General features: G+C 54.7%; 13 protein-coding genes. 11 read left to right on the top strand and 2 right to left on the bottom strand.

Annotation, left to right across the window (positions count from 1 at the left end):
• Position 1 precedes the first annotated feature (1 nt).
• The 7 genes from cydC to glpK all read left to right on the top strand — a co-directional run bounded on the left by cydC (position 2) and on the right by glpK (position 8,875).
• Entirely contained in the window at positions 2 to 1,696 is a 1,695-nt protein-coding gene (cydC, locus tag CSR02_RS09345) for a thiol reductant ABC exporter subunit CydC (RefSeq protein ID WP_099541460.1), read from the top strand.
• Positions 1,697 to 1,774: 78 nt separating this feature from the next.
• Complete coding sequence (locus CSR02_RS09340; protein ID WP_042787261.1) at positions 1,775 to 2,152, top strand: OmpA family protein; 378 nt, start codon at positions 1,775 to 1,777, stop codon at positions 2,150 to 2,152.
• 4 nt (positions 2,153 to 2,156) lie between these two features.
• On the top strand, positions 2,157 to 4,037 hold the full coding sequence (gene recQ, locus CSR02_RS09335; RefSeq protein WP_099541459.1) for a DNA helicase RecQ: 1,881 nt from the start codon (positions 2,157 to 2,159) through the stop codon (positions 4,035 to 4,037).
• The gene (locus tag CSR02_RS09330) at positions 4,034 to 4,804 is read left to right on the top strand and encodes a DeoR/GlpR family DNA-binding transcription regulator (protein ID WP_042787263.1); all 771 of its coding nucleotides are present in this window, start codon (positions 4,034 to 4,036) and stop codon (positions 4,802 to 4,804) included. Before recQ ends, CSR02_RS09330 begins: the two co-directional genes overlap by 4 nt.
• Positions 4,805 to 4,944: 140 nt before the next feature.
• Positions 4,945 to 6,465: a glycerol-3-phosphate dehydrogenase gene (gene glpD, locus CSR02_RS09325; protein WP_099541458.1), complete on the top strand. Its 1,521-nt coding sequence runs from the start codon at positions 4,945 to 4,947 to the stop codon at positions 6,463 to 6,465.
• Positions 6,466 to 6,516: 51 nt separating this feature from the next.
• Entirely contained in the window at positions 6,517 to 7,347 is an 831-nt protein-coding gene (locus tag CSR02_RS09320; protein WP_099541457.1) for an MIP/aquaporin family protein, read from the top strand.
• A 28-nt stretch (positions 7,348 to 7,375) separates the two neighbouring features.
• Complete coding sequence (gene glpK, locus CSR02_RS09315) at positions 7,376 to 8,875, top strand: glycerol kinase GlpK (protein ID WP_099541456.1); 1,500 nt, start codon at positions 7,376 to 7,378, stop codon at positions 8,873 to 8,875.
• 63 nt (positions 8,876 to 8,938) lie between these two features.
• On the opposite strand, the gene CSR02_RS09310 is transcribed toward glpK, so the two are convergent.
• Positions 8,939 to 9,457: a copper chaperone PCu(A)C gene (locus CSR02_RS09310; RefSeq protein WP_099541455.1), complete on the bottom strand. Its 519-nt coding sequence runs from the start codon at positions 9,455 to 9,457 to the stop codon at positions 8,939 to 8,941.
• Positions 9,458 to 9,595: 138 nt separating this feature from the next.
• Here CSR02_RS09310 and nrdR point away from each other — a divergent pair, with 138 nt between their 5' ends.
• The 3 genes from nrdR (at position 9,596) to thiL (ending at position 11,620) form a co-directional block, all read left to right on the top strand.
• Positions 9,596 to 10,072 (top strand): transcriptional regulator NrdR, encoded by a 477-nt coding sequence (gene nrdR / locus CSR02_RS09305; RefSeq protein ID WP_042787268.1) that lies wholly within the window; start codon positions 9,596 to 9,598, stop codon positions 10,070 to 10,072.
• 65 nt (positions 10,073 to 10,137) lie between these two features.
• Positions 10,138 to 10,662, top strand: coding sequence for a transcription antitermination factor NusB (gene nusB / locus CSR02_RS09300; RefSeq protein WP_099541454.1), 525 nt, complete (start codon positions 10,138 to 10,140; stop codon positions 10,660 to 10,662).
• Entirely contained in the window at positions 10,631 to 11,620 is a 990-nt protein-coding gene (thiL, locus tag CSR02_RS09295) for a thiamine-phosphate kinase (protein ID WP_099541453.1), read from the top strand. The genes nusB and thiL overlap by 32 nt, the downstream gene beginning before the upstream one ends.
• A 26-nt stretch (positions 11,621 to 11,646) precedes the next feature.
• Here the strand turns inward: thiL and CSR02_RS09290 are convergent, their stop codons facing one another.
• Complete coding sequence (locus CSR02_RS09290) at positions 11,647 to 12,795, bottom strand: hypothetical protein (RefSeq protein WP_099541452.1); 1,149 nt, start codon at positions 12,793 to 12,795, stop codon at positions 11,647 to 11,649.
• A 31-nt stretch (positions 12,796 to 12,826) separates the two neighbouring features.
• Between CSR02_RS09290 and CSR02_RS09285 the strand changes: the two genes are divergently transcribed.
• Complete coding sequence (locus tag CSR02_RS09285) at positions 12,827 to 13,669, top strand: SDR family NAD(P)-dependent oxidoreductase (protein WP_183172547.1); 843 nt, start codon at positions 12,827 to 12,829, stop codon at positions 13,667 to 13,669.
• Positions 13,670 to 13,678 lie beyond the last annotated feature (9 nt).

Raw genomic sequence — 13,678 nt, 5'->3', positions numbered from 1 at the left:
CATGACCTCTCTGCCTAACCCACGCCCCACCGGGGAACTAACAGACTGGCAAGCCATCCGCACGGTTTTTGCGCTCTGGCGCAAACAGGGTGTGCGCCTTGCCGGTGGTATTGTTCTAGCTCTGCTGGCTTTGGCTTTCGGGCTGGCGCTCATGCAAACCTCTGGCCTGCGTCTGGCCGGTTGCGTTATGGGCGAAATTGTTATTGCCACAGCCGCCTTGCGCTGGATTGGTGCTGGCCGTGTGATCCTGCGTTATGCAGAACGCCTGTTTGCGCATGATGCCATGTTCCGTGCGCTAGCTGATTTGCGTGTATGGTTTTTTCATTCTCTCGCACAAGGTGCTGCCGCTGGCCTGGGCTTTCGCAGAGCGGGAGATATGCTTTCCCGCCTTGTTTCAGATATTGGCACGCTGGATGGCCTTTATCTGCGCATTGTGGTGCCGCTTATCTGTGCATGCGTCACCTTTCCGGCTCTTGTCATTATCGCAGCGCATGCAAGTGTGTTGCTGGGGCTTGTGGTCGGGCTGCTGTTTGCGTGTTCTGCCTTTATTGTGCCGTGGATGATTGCACGCTCAAGCCGCGCATCCACTAGCCAGATCGTGCATCATCTGGCTCATTTGCGCATTACCGTTCTGGATCTGGTGGGTGGCCTGCGTGAAATCCGCGCTTTTGGCGCAGAAGGCCGGATGCTGGCACGGGTACAGGCGGCAGACGCTGCGCTCTTGCAAGACCAGCTTCGTCTGGCCCGACGTGCGGCCCTTGCCAATGCCATGGCTTTTTTGTCTGGACAGATTGCTGTGTTTGCCGTGCTGCTCAGCATTGGCGGTCTGTTTGCTGAGCATATTCCCGCGCTTGAAGGTGTGGGCATCCTATTCCTGACGGTTGCCGCTTTTGAAAGTGCTGCAGCCCTGACCCGTGCCGGGCTACAGGCGGGAGCAATGGGGGCGGCAGCACGCCGTGTGGTGGAAGTGGCAGAACAGCCATCTGCCGCGACTATTCCGGTTGCCGAGCAGACTGATGCGCCGCTGGATACGCATATTCACATTGAAGGCGTAAAGTTCCGTTGGGCCGCCAATCGCCCATGGGTGTTTGATGGCCTTACGCTGGATATTCCCGCAGGTGCGCGCGTGGCCATTCTGGGGCCTTCTGGGGTAGGTAAATCCAGCCTTGCCGCCCTGCTTCTCAAAGCAGCCACACCAGAAGCGGGCACAATCACACTGGGTGGAGAAGATATCTCTCACATCAAGGCAGATTCCCTGCGTCAGCGCATTGCATGGCTTTCTCAGGCTACACATCTGTTTGATGATACCATCCGCGCCAACCTGTTGCTGGGCCGGCCAGAGGCTACGGAAGAAGACCTGTGGCGTGCATTGGAAGAAGCCGCGATTGCAGATGTTGTGCGAAATCTGCCGGAAGGACTGGATACATGGTTGGGTGAGGGCGGTATAAAGTTATCTGGTGGGCAAGGGCGGCGTATTGCGCTGGCACGCACTTTGCTAACACAGGCCCCCATCATGATTCTGGATGAGCCCGCAACCGGGCTGGATGCCCAGACTGAGCAGGACTTTTTGCGCACGCTTAACACCGTTACAGAAGGGCGCACGGTTATCCTTATTGCGCATCGTCTGACCGGCGTGGAAAAACTGGACCGTATCTGGCGGCTTTCTGCCGGTGTAGCCAAGGCAGCCGTTGCATAAGCAAATCTATGTTGACGGAATGCCCCCGGCAGGGCACCAGTGAAGAAATAAGCACATATCTTGATTAGGACATTTTACATGCGCCGCTTGCTTCCTGTTGCTGGTCTCTGCCTTCTGGCTGCCTGTGCTGGCAACGCACCACGCAAATACGTGGTTTTCTTCTCCGCTCGCTCAACAGAGCTGGATGATAATGCCCGCAATGTTTTGTTGCAGGTGGCGGAAAAATCCAAAAGACATCCTTCCCGCATTGTAAAGGTAGAAGGTTACGCACGTGCAGGGCAGGATTTGTCTGCCGATGCGCTTCTGGCCATCCAGCGCGCCAAAGCCGTAGCACAGCAGCTGAGCGAAGATGGCGTGGCGGGTGACCATATCGTCCAGACCCCACGCGCACCTTCTAGCAGTGAAGGCATGCAGGTTGGCTCCCGCCGCGTGGAGATTGAACTGGTTAACCCCTGATAGAATGACAGAAACCGACTCCATATCCACGCACGCTCAGTATTCACGGAACATGCTGGAACGGGATCGGTTTGCTGGAAAACCGCCTCAGGAAGTCCTGCAGGCGGTTTTTGGCTTTCCCGGTTTCCGCAGCCTACAGGCGCAAGCTGTTGAATGCGTTATGGAAGGCAGGGATACGCTGGTGCTTATGCCAACCGGCGGCGGCAAAAGTGTCTGTTACCAAATACCCGCCCTGTGCCGGGAAGGCATGGGGCTGGTTATTTCTCCCCTTATTGCCTTGATGGATGATCAGGTTGCGGGCCTGCGCCAGCTTGGCATCAACGCAGCGGCTCTCCATTCTGAACTGGAAGGGGATGAGGCCGCTAAAATCCGTTCAGATCTAGCAAACGGACGCATAGACCTTTTGTATATCTCTCCAGAACGGCTGCTTTCATCCGGCACGCTGGATAGGCTGGTGCGCATACCGCTTTCAGTTATTGCGATTGATGAAGCCCATTGCATTTCAGCATGGGGGCATGAGTTCCGGCCAGAATATCGTGCTCTTACCGCGTTGCCTCGGCATTTTCCGCATGTACCACGCATTGCCCTTACAGCCACAGCGGATGAACGCACGCGCGAAGATATTTTAGCTGCGCTGGATATGCCGCATGCCGAAGTGTTGGTTTCCAGCTTTCACCGGCCCAATCTCAATATTTCCGTGCAGCCAAAGGCTTCTGAAACGCGCCAGCTTGTTACAGCGCTTGAGCGGCACAAGGATGCCGCCAGCATTGTGTATTGTGGCAGCCGTGCCCGCACGGAACGCATGGCCGCATCCCTGCGTGAACGTGGATGGCCTGCCCTAGCTTATCACGCAGGGCTTTCCCCCATAGAAAAACGTGCCGCACTTCTGCGTTTTCGGTCTGGGGAACCTCTTGTAATTGTTGCCACCGTTGCCTTTGGCATGGGTATAGACAGGCCAGACGTACGGGCCGTTGTACATCTGGATATGCCAGCCTCACCCGAAGCCTATTACCAGCAAATTGGCCGAGCAGGGCGCGATGGTCTGCCATCAGACACACTCCTGCTTTATGGCGGTGAGGACATGGCCCGTGCCCGTTACTGGCTGGATCAATCTGCCGCCCCAGAAAGCGAAAAGCGGGTTATGCGCAGCCGGTTGGAAGCCATGATCGCGCTGACAGAAACCACAGGCTGTCGCACCCGCGCGTTGCTCCACTGTTTTGGCGAGGAACTGGCCGAGCCCTGCGGCCACTGCGATAACTGTCTGCACCCGGTGTTAACCTTCAATGGCACGGAAGCTGCCCGCAAACTGCTTTCTGCCGTATATCGCACGGGGCAATGCTTTGGCGCGCTGCATGTTATCAGCGTGTTACGTGGCAAAACAACAGAAGCCGTAAAACGTAACGGGCATGACAAGCTGACCGTATGGGGAATAGGCAAGGATAAAAGCGAGCAGTTCTGGCGCGGTGTTGTTCGCCAGTTGATTGCTCGTGGTGCCTTGCGCACAGAAGGACAGTATGGCGGCCTGATTTTAAACCAGAATGTTGCCCGCCCCATTTTACGTGGGGAGGAAGAAATTCACCTGCGGGCAGACCCCGTGGTGGAAACTTCTGGCCGTACGTCAGACAGGGGCAGCCAAAGCGCAGGTGTTACCCTTACAGAAGACAGCAAAGCCCTGTTTGACGCCCTACGCCAATGGCGGCGGGAAGAAGCTCAGGAACAGGAAATACCGCCTTACGTTATTTTCCACGATTCCGTGCTGCGCGATATCGCCATGGAAAAACCATCGGATCTGGATGAGCTGGGAGATATCAAAGGGGTAGGGCGCTCCAAGCTGGAACGGTACGGAGAAGCTGTTCTGGAGGTTCTTGAAACAGCACAGGTATGACAGAGGCAGTGCAACAACGGCGGTTCCGTATTCTCAAACTGGTGCAGCAGCATGGCTATGCAACCAGTGAAGATTTGGCACGGGAACTAAATGTCACGGTTCAGACTGTGCGGCGGGATGTCAACACCATGGCCGCGCAGGGGCTTCTGGCGCGCCATCATGGGGGTGCCAGTTCTTTGTCTCCCTCAGAAAATATTGCATATTCCGATCGGCAGATCCTGCACCTGCGCGAAAAGGAAGCCATCGGGCGCGATGCTGCACAGGCAATTCCCAATGGCGCCTCACTTTTCATCAATATTGGCACCACAACAGAAGCCTTTGCCCAGTCTCTCCGCGCTCATAAGGCGCTGCGTGTGATTACCAACAATATTCATGTTGCCACGTTACTGGCACCTGCACCTGAATGCAGCCTGATTATTACAGGCGGGCATGTACGCCTGCGCGATGGCGGAATAGTCGGCCCCACGGCGGCCGCCATGATTGAACAATACAGGGCAGATTTTGGCGTAATCGGCATTAGCGGCATTGATGAAGATGGTACACTGCTGGATTTTGACGCCGATGAAATCAGCGCGGCACAAGCCATTATCCGCAATGCACGCACAGTTTTTTTGCTGGCAGACCATACCAAATTCCGCCGCAGACCCATGGCGCGGGTAGGGCATATTACGCAGGTTAACGCGTTTTATACCGATCAACCGCCCCCGGCGGGCATTCGCGCCCTGTTAAAAGAACATGATGTCAAGCTGCATATTGCGCAGTCATGATGCATCGTTTTCGTAAAGGAAAGCACGAAAACACGTCAAAAACCGCCATCTGGCCATATTGGCGCCATTCTTCTTGCGTTTTCTTTTCGAATACGAATAAAAGACTGAAGTTTGCGTTCTGACCGAAACCGGAAGAAACCATGACCACACCTACAGCATCTCCCGCCCGCATTTATGATCTGCTCATTGTTGGAGGAGGGGTAAACGGCGCAGGCATCGCACGAGATGCTGTAGGCCGTGGGGCCTCTGTTCTGCTGGTGGAGCAGGATGACCTTGCCAGCTACACATCCTCATCCAGCACAAAGCTGATCCACGGCGGCCTGCGCTACTTGGAATACTACGAATTCCGCTTGGTGCGTGAAGCCCTGATGGAACGTGAGCGCCTGTTGAAAATGGCCCCTCATATTATGTGGCCGCTGCGCTTTGTGCTGCCACACTCCAAGCTGGTGCGCCCGGCATGGATGCTCAAGGCCGGGCTGTTCCTTTACGATCACCTTGCTTCCAACATGACGCTGCCGAAGTCTCGCGGCATTGATTTTCGCACGCATTCATCCGGCGCGGCGCTGAAGCCCGAATACACCAAGGGCTTTGTGTATTCCGATGGTTGGGTGCAGGACAGCCGCCTTGTAGTGCTGAACGCCATGGATGCCGCAGAACGCGGCGCGGATATACGCACACGCACACGCCTGATTGCTGCCAGCCGCGCCAACGGCGTGTGGGAAGCCACGCTGGAAGATCGTGCAACTGGCAAAACCACAACCGTGCGCGCCAAAGCGCTGGTTAACGCCGCGGGCCCATGGGTTGCGCGCTTGTTGGCCGATACGCTGAAAATTCCCAATTCCAAATCCGTTCGGTTGGTCAAGGGCAGCCATATTATTGTGCCGCGTGTGTATGAAGGCCCACAGGCTTACATCTTCCAGAACCCGGATAAGCGCATTGTGTTTGCCATTCCATATGAACAGAAGTTCACGCTGATTGGCACCACGGATATTCCGTGGAAGCAGGAACCAAGCAAAGTGAACATTGCGCCTGATGAAGTGACTTACCTGTGTGAAAGCGTCAACCGCTACCTGAACGTGCAGGTGAAGGAAAGCGATGTGGTATGGAGCTACGCTGGCCTGCGTCCGCTGTATGATGATGCCTCTGCCAACGCATCTGCCGTAACACGTGATTACGTGCTGGATCTGGATACGCAAGACGGTGCGCCGCTGCTTTCCATTTTTGGCGGCAAGATTACCACCTACCGCAAACTTGCCGAACACGCGCTGGAAAAACTGGCGCCTGTTTTGCCCGCAGTAGCTGGCCAGAGCTGGACAGCACAGGAAGTTCTGCCCGGTGGGGATATGGGTGATGGCGGGTTTGATCAGGCGCTGGCACGCCTGCGCCGCACTGCACAGTGGTTGCCTGAAGGCTTGGCATGGCGCCTGATGCGTAACTATGGCAGCCGCACATACGAAATTATTGGTGAAGCCAATAGTATGCAGGATATGGGCGAACTGCTGGGTGGAGACCTGACATCACGCGAGGTGGATTATCTGATTTCTCGTGAGTGGGCCCGCACGGCGGAAGATGTTCTGTGGCGGCGCAGCAAACTGGGCTTGCATTTGAGCGATGCAGAAAAAGCCAAGGTTGATGCCTATATCGGGAAAAAAGTTGCCTGATATCTGAAAACCATAGAAGAGATTACGTCCTTTCCAACAAGAAAAATAATAATGAGGAAGGTCATGGAAAAAACAGGAAAAGCCCTGCTGGGTGAAATGATAGCCGAATGCCTGGCTGTTATCATTATTGTGACAATTGGGGATTCAGTGGCAGCAATGTACTCACTGTATGACCCAAGCCCTTTCAAGCAGGCTTACTGGGGTGTTGCCATTACATGGGGGCTGGCGGTTACGCTGGCCATCTATGTTACGGGCTCTGTATCTGGCACGCATGCCAACCCGGCAGTTACACTGGCTTTGGCATGCTACCGTGGTTTTTCATGGAAAAAGGTTCTGCCTTACTGGGCGGCACAAATTGCTGGCGGTTTTTTGGGTGCAGCACTTGTGTATGCCATGTACGGCTCTGTTATCCAGCATTACGCGCTGGCCAATCATCTGGACTGGGTGAATGACGGCGCAGCTTCTGGCGTTTTCTTTACCCATCCCGGCGATTTTGTAACTCCGCTTCATGCCATGATGAACGAGGTTATTCTCACCGCCATTCTGGTGCTGGGTATCTTCGCCATTACCTGTGAATACAATACCGTGGCCCCGCAGGCCAATTCTGGCGCGCTGTTTATTGGCCTGCTGGTTGCCATCTTGGGGGCTTCTTCCGGTTATCTGGAAGGCTGGGCCCTTAACCCTGCGCGTGATCTTGGGCCGCGCATTTTCTGTTTTGTTGCAGGATGGGGACGTGCCGCGTTTCCTTCCCCCGGCAATTATTGGTGGATGCCTATTGCTGGCCCCATGGCGGGCGGGTTGATAGGTGCCACGCTTTACCAGACACTTCTCCGCCCATTTATGCCCGCACGGGCCAGGGTGACCACGACGGCGGCAGACTGACCGCAACACGCAGAAGGAATACTCCTTAATGAGCAAGCAAGACTGTGTCCTGGCGATTGATCAGGGAACGACATCAACACGCAGCATTGTCTTTGATCGTAATGCGCAGGAACTCGCCGCCGCCAGAGAGGAGTTTCCCCAGCATTACCCCAAGGCAGGCTGGGTAGAACATTGCCCCGAAGATATCTGGAATGATGTTATCAGCACCGCACGGGCTGCACTGGAAAAATCTGGCGCAGCAGACAGAGTGGCGGGCATTGGCATTACCAACCAGCGTGAAACCATTGTGGTATGGGAACGCGCAACTGGCAAACCCATCCACCGCGCCATTGTCTGGCAGGACCGCCGCACGGCAAATGTCTGCCAGAAACTGCGTGACGAAGGTGCTGAAACACTGGTGCGTGAGCGTACCGGGCTTTTGCTGGATCCGTATTTTTCTGCCACCAAACTGGCATGGCTGTTGGACAATGTGCCGCAGGCACGTGCCCGTGCAGAAAAAGGCGAGCTGGCTTTTGGCACTATTGATTCCTTCATTCTCTGGCGGCTGACTGGCGGCAAGGTGCATGCAACAGATGTGACCAACGCAGCCCGCACCATGCTGTTTGATATCCATCGCCAACAGTGGGATGAAGACCTTCTGCGTCTTTTCCGTGTACCTGCGGCATTGCTGCCAGAAGTGAAGGATAGCAGCTGCATTTATGGTGAAACTGACCCCGAACTGCTCGGTCGGTCCATTCCTATTGCCGGCATTGCGGGAGACCAGCAGGCCGCTATGGTTGGGCAGGCGTGCTTTACACCCGGCATGGCCAAGGCCACCTATGGCACAGGTTGCTTTTTGCTGCTGAACACGGGGGATAAACCCGTAACATCACGCAACCGCATGCTCACCACCATTGCCTACCGTATCAATGGCAAAACAACCTACGCGCTGGAAGGCTCCATTTTTGTTGCTGGAGCGGCTATTAAATGGCTGCGTGATGGGTTGCACCTGATCACTCATGCCTCCCAGACGGATGATATGGCCACGCGCGTGCCAGATAGCCACGGTGTTTATATGGTGCCGGGCTTTGTGGGCTTGGGCGCCCCGCATTGGGACCCGGACGCACGCGGGCTGATCTGTGGGCTTACGCTGGATTCAAGCGCTGCACATATTGCCCGTGCGGCTTTGGAATCCGTGGCGTATCAGACGCTCGATCTGGTAACGGCCATGATGCAGGATGGTGGCGGCACCACAGACAGCATTCGTGTAGATGGCGGCATGTCTGCCAATGACTGGTATTGCCAGTTTCTTGCAGACATGCTGCAGGCCAAGGTTGAGCGCCCGCGGAATGTGGAAACCACGGCTTTGGGCGCTGGCTTTCTGGCAGGCATTGCAACCGGTGTGTGGGATAGTGAACAGACCGTTGCTTCCGAATGGGCACGGGGCGCACTGTTTGAACCCAAAATGGACAATGAGCAGCGCCGCACCATGATAGCTGGCTGGCATCAGGCCGTTAAGCGCACACTTAGCAACTATACAGGCAACTAAGCCTGTCATCTCTGGCAGGGCATTTTTCCTGCCAGAGCATTTTTTGTGCTACGAAAATATACATCAGTCTGGCTGATGGTCACTTTCTGCATCCGTGCCCGCGCCCATAACGGGAACAGATACTGTTTTTGAAGACCCACCCATAAATGTAAATGTAAACTGCACGGTCTGGTTGGGCTGTACGTTGCTGGAAAGGCCAAAGCAAAGCAGGTGATAGCCACCAGGCGGAAACACCAGCGTAGAATTGCCGGGCAGGGCCAGATGGGTAAACAGCACGCGGGTACCGGGCGTACTTTCCTGATCAGCATGGTGGCCCATAAGCTTTTGGCAGACAGGGGAGCTTACACCTGTCAGCAGGTGCGCTGTCTCACTGGAATTGGAGAGGGCAAAGTAAACTGTTGCGGGCTCTCCGGGCGGGGCAAGGTGTAAAGATGTGTTAAATATGGTAATATCTTTTTGAGCGTCTGTCTGTTCCGGCAACACAGGCAAAGGGGGCTGATTATCGGCCCACGCCTGCGGTATAGCATAGGCTGAGCAAGAAAGAGCTGCACAGAACAGAACAGCAAAATGGCTGCGTTTCATAATTTCTCCATCCAGAAGAGCCGCCACATGGTATGGACGAAACGGCCCAAAAGAAATAAGTGGTGCCTTTACATAAGCGCTCTTTTAACAACAGAAAACGCCAGCCAGAAATGCGCCTGAGGGAAGGTTGATACCACCATGCGTTGTCCTTTTTGCGGGAACCCGGATAGTCAGGTCAAGGACAGTCGCCCCAATGAGGAAGGGCTGGCCATTCGGCGGCGGCGTGCGTGCCTGTCCTGTGGGCAGCGTTTTACCACAGTAGAACGTGTGCAACTGCGTGAACTGGTTGTTGTGAAGAATGATGGCAGACGTGCCCTCTTTGATCGGGAAAAAATTGCCCGCTCCATTCGCATTGCCCTGCGTAAACGCCCTGTTTCTGAAGAGCAGATCGAGCAGATCGTAACGGGCATTGTACGCCAACTGGAAGGAAATGGGGATACAGAGGTAACATCCACCCGCATTGGTGAGCTGGCAATGGATGCCCTTAAGGAAGTGGATGGCGTTGGGTATGTGCGGTTTGCAAGCGTGTATCGCGACTTTACAGAGGCCAAGGATTTTTCAGAAATTCTGACCCTTATGGAAACCGGCAGCGCCCCAGCCCCCGAAAAAGACTAGACCTTGGAACAGAAAAACGCCATGAAACCCGGCTTTGCAAGTTGCTGGTCGGGCAGGAGGGATGGATGACAGAAATACAGGATGAACCCCGTTTAAAAGGGGCGCAGCGCCCCCGCACAGCAGCACGTGTTGCCGCCGTGCAGGCTCTTTTCCAGATTGACCAGAACGCAGACCGTCCAGAAGCCGTTATTGAGCAGTTTCTGGTCCATCGCTTCGGCACAACGCTGGATGGCGCAGGCTATGAAGATGGCTGTATTCCAGAAGCCGATACGCAGCTTTTCTGCCATATCGTGCGGTTGGTTACATCTTTGCGCACGCAGGTTACGCAGGAAATTGAAAAAACCCTTCCTGAAACATGGCCCATTACACGTCTGGATCCTGTTCTGCGCGTTTTGCTCCTTGCTGCCGCAGCAGAGGCTACAGAAGGCGATGCACCGGCACCCGTGCTGATCAATGAATACATGGATGTTGCCCATGCATTCTTCTTTGGTGACGAACCGCGCCTTGTAAATGGCGTATTGGATACGCTCTTCAAACGTCTGGCGGCGGAACGGACCCATGATACAGAACAAACCCAACAGCCAGACTGACCTGCCACAGGAATTTGCGTTTATACGGCAACATTTTTCTGCTCTGGCAGGGACCGCTGCTCTTGGTTTGAGAGATGACGCCGCTGTTTTTACACCGCCAGAAGGGCGGGAACTGGTAATTGCAGCGGATGGTATGGTGGAAAATGTCCACTTTTTACCAGATGATCCGCCAGAAACTGTGGGCCGTAAGTTGCTGCGTTGCAATTTGTCGGATCTGGCCGCCATGGGCAGCCGTCCTGAAGGCTGGCTGCTGACATTTGCGCGCCCGCCCCATATTACCGAGCATTGGGTGGCGCAGTTCTGTAAAGGGTTAAAAGCAGATCAGGAGCGCTTTGGTCTCCAGCTTTTAGGGGGAGATACAACCTCCACGCGGGGGCCGCTGGTGTTATCGCTTACCATTCTTGGCTCCGTTCTGCCGGGGCATGCCATTCGTCGACAAGGCGTACAGGCGGGCGATGGATTGTGGGTAACCGGCACTATTGGTGATGGTGCATTAGGCTTGCATGCACTGAAAGCTGAAATACCAGATCCATCCGGATATCTGGCGGAGCGTTACCGCTTGCCTCAACCCCGTGTTGGCTTGCCCTTATACGGCCTTGCTTCCGCTGCCATGGATATTTCAGACGGCCTGTTACAGGATGCAGGGCACCTTGCGCGGGAAAATACGCTGCATGTTACAATTCATGCAGATTCTGTGCCTCTCTCGGATGCCGCGCATCAAGCTGGATCAGAATGGTTGGAAACCTGCCTGACCGGTGGTGATGATTACGAAATATTATTTGCCGTGCCACCCCAGCACGAAGCAACATTGCTTAACCAAGGTATGCTGGACACACTATGTGGCCCCGTTAAGGTCACGCGCATCGGGCAATTTACACAGGGCCCCACAGGGGTAACTGTTCTGGACCAGTCAGGCCAGAAACTGCAATTCCGTTCCCACGGGTGGAGCCACCTTTAGGTCCTCCACCTGTAAGAACGTGCATTTTATTCCGTAAGCACTTTTTCATACATACGGTGCCGTTTGTATGGCTTGGGGGAAATGCGCTCTATCAGCTTGCGCAGCCCTTCGTGCGTTTCCAACACCCAGCCAAGCTCAATACTGCGATACGGCAGCACGTGGCCGCGCTTCATCAGTTCATCAATAATCAGAGCCGGAAGCATGGCGCGCAGGGCGGTGCCCAGATATTTCTTGCGCACCCCCAGCAGCACAACACGTGCTGAGCGGAAATCATGGCTCACCACGCGTGAGGCCAGCTTAAGCCAGCCGAGCGGAGAGGGCGCGCCACCCAGATCTCCACTGATATCGAACATGTTGGGAATAACCAAGGCAATGGCTGCCGGTTCTCCGCTCACCTCTGCCAGCACATACTGTTCAGGCCGCAAGATCGGCTTAAGTGCTTTAAGCAGACTTTTGACTTCATCCTGCGTAAGGGGAATATTGCCCCATGTATCTGCCCATGCATCATTATAGATCTCGCGCAGGATCTCGGCATCTTCATTGACCTTGTCCATGCGCAGACCTCGCATGGTAATAGCCCCCAGACGTTGCCGAATATTGGCGGGTATCTGGTTGGCACGCTCTGCAGAAAGGCTTGTTTCCATCCGGTAAGACAGCAGATCTACCGCCCGTTTAAACCCGGCAGCCTCAACCGCAGGACCCAAAATTTTGGGGTGCCATGGTATGCCAATCATGGGAGGTTCTTCCTGACCCTCCACCATAATGCCGGATTCACCGTTACTGTTCAGTGTCCACGGGCCACGTATGCGCTCAATTTTACGCACCTTCAGCCATTGTGTGGCGGCTTCAAGCAGGGGTGCCACACATTCTGGATCTAGCGTATCCAGCGCACCAAAAAAGCCTGTACGTGGGCCGGGCTGCTTAAGGGCCAAGGCGTCTATCTGGGCAGATATACGCCCAATGGGCTTTCCATTCCGCCATGCAAGGAAATAACAGGCAAATCCGTGCTCAAAAAATGGAGCATGCGTGGGTGAAAAAATATCCCGCTGCTCCATATCTAAAGGAGGCACGTAACTGGGTAAGCCATCGTAAAGCAGACGTGGGAGCTTTATAAAGAGAGAAAGCTGGCGTGAACCCGAAACAGGTGTAACCGTAATCTGAGTGGAGGAAGACATTGCCACTCCGTTGTGTGAAAGCCAAAAGCCAGTGGGTGATGCCTTATTACGCAACATTGGGAAAGGGAAAAGTGTGAAAGTTGTTGCCAACGGAAAACACACTGCACGTTCTGTTCTACTTACAGGCGCCACTGGTGGAATTGGCATGGAGTTGGCCAAACGCTATGCACGCCCAGGCCGTACGTTGATATTGTGGGGAAGAAACCCGCAACGCCTTACAGAAATTGCCACCACTTGCTGCGCACGAGGCGCTGTTGTTTTTACCCGCCAGATAGACCTGTGCGATGGTGAAGCTGCTTTGGCAGCATTTGAAGTGGATTATGCCAACCATAAACCAGATCTGGTTATTCTTGGTGCTGGCCTGTCAGACATACAGCCTCTGGAGAGCATGACGGAAGACCCAAACAAGGTCTTGCAGCTTGCTCAGGTGAATTATGCCACACCTGTGGCCTTGGCCACAGCAGCGGCACAGAACATGATTCCAAATGGAGGCGGGCATATTGCCCTTATTGGTTCCGTTGCAGGGTTTTACGAGCTTCCTTGTTCTCCAGCTTATAGCAGTTCCAAATGTGGGCTGGATTTCTTTGCGCGCGCGGCAAGTCTGGCGTGGGAAGACAAAGGAGTGGGCCTGACACTGATTGTACCGGGCTTTATAGACACCCCCATGAGCCGCAGGCTGGAAGGACCACGCCCTTTTCTGGTATCTGCCCAAAGCGCCGCGCGGCGTATTATCCGTGCCATTGGCCAAAGAAAAAAAGTTTACATCTTTCCATGGCCCTTTAAAGCGCTGCGGGTTCTGGAACGTCTACTTCCACAATGCGTGCGTGAACGTATTTTACGCAGTCTGGTTGTCAGCCAAAAAGAGCGGCAATAATTTTTTATG

Source organism: Acetobacter pomorum (genome assembly GCF_002738225.1).
Classification (GTDB): Bacteria; Pseudomonadota; Alphaproteobacteria; order Acetobacterales; family Acetobacteraceae; genus Acetobacter; species Acetobacter pomorum.
The sequence above is the reverse complement of the archived record's forward strand: the minus strand, read 5'-3'. Positions and strand labels throughout refer to the sequence as shown.

Excerpts from the sequence above, each read along its gene's own strand:
- glpK (WP_099541456.1), top strand. The coding sequence starts at position 7,376 with ATGAGCAAGCAAGACTGTGTCCTGGCGATTGATCAGGGAACGACATCA.
- CSR02_RS09310 (WP_099541455.1), bottom strand. The coding sequence starts at position 9,457 with ATGAAACGCAGCCATTTTGCTGTTCTGTTCTGTGCAGCTCTTTCTTGC.
- CSR02_RS09340 (WP_042787261.1), top strand. The coding sequence starts at position 1,775 with ATGCGCCGCTTGCTTCCTGTTGCTGGTCTCTGCCTTCTGGCTGCCTGT.
- recQ (WP_099541459.1), top strand. The coding sequence starts at position 2,157 with ATGACAGAAACCGACTCCATATCCACGCACGCTCAGTATTCACGGAAC.
- nrdR (WP_042787268.1), top strand. The coding sequence starts at position 9,596 with ATGCGTTGTCCTTTTTGCGGGAACCCGGATAGTCAGGTCAAGGACAGT.
- thiL (WP_099541453.1), top strand. The coding sequence starts at position 10,631 with ATGATACAGAACAAACCCAACAGCCAGACTGACCTGCCACAGGAATTT.
- cydC (WP_099541460.1), top strand. The coding sequence starts at position 2 with ATGACCTCTCTGCCTAACCCACGCCCCACCGGGGAACTAACAGACTGG.
- CSR02_RS09320 (WP_099541457.1), top strand. The coding sequence starts at position 6,517 with ATGAGGAAGGTCATGGAAAAAACAGGAAAAGCCCTGCTGGGTGAAATG.
- glpD (WP_099541458.1), top strand. The coding sequence starts at position 4,945 with ATGACCACACCTACAGCATCTCCCGCCCGCATTTATGATCTGCTCATT.
- CSR02_RS09330 (WP_042787263.1), top strand. The coding sequence starts at position 4,034 with ATGACAGAGGCAGTGCAACAACGGCGGTTCCGTATTCTCAAACTGGTG.
- CSR02_RS09290 (WP_099541452.1), bottom strand. The coding sequence starts at position 12,795 with ATGTCTTCCTCCACTCAGATTACGGTTACACCTGTTTCGGGTTCACGC.
- nusB (WP_099541454.1), top strand. The coding sequence starts at position 10,138 with ATGACAGAAATACAGGATGAACCCCGTTTAAAAGGGGCGCAGCGCCCC.